This window comes from Corynebacterium sp. HMSC071B10 (assembly GCF_001814825.1).
Taxonomy (GTDB): domain Bacteria; phylum Actinomycetota; class Actinomycetes; order Mycobacteriales; family Mycobacteriaceae; genus Corynebacterium.
On record NZ_KV818018.1, the window covers coordinates 1 to 361 of the forward strand.

Consider the following 361-nt stretch of genomic DNA (forward strand, 5'->3'; position numbering starts at 1 on the left):
GCTGACGTTGCCACTCGGGTACGTCACCAAGTCCACGGCCGGCCGCTTTTCGGAGATGGCGTCGTCGGGTATCGCGTTCGCGGCGTCCGTGCCGCACGTGATCCTGCGGCCCGTCATCGCCGCGGTGGTTACGCCGACCGTCATCGCCTTCGGAATTCTGGCGGTGGATTGGCGCGTCGGTTTGGTTCTTGTCGCGTCAGCGCCGGTGCTCTTCTTCGCCTACCGGGCTATTGGCCGGGTCGGCGGGGAGTCGGACGAAGCGCATGCTGAGGCCGTCGCTGCCGTCTCCGGCAGGCTGATCGAGTTCACCCGCGGCCAGCAGGCGATTCGCGCCGCGGGCGACGGTTCGGCGGCGGACGCG

At 69.3% G+C, this 361-nt stretch carries 1 pseudogene; it reads left to right on the forward strand.

The features are described 5' to 3' along the window. Positions 1–361: pseudogene (locus tag HMPREF2990_RS09465) on the forward strand (ABC transporter ATP-binding protein); the annotation flags it as partial.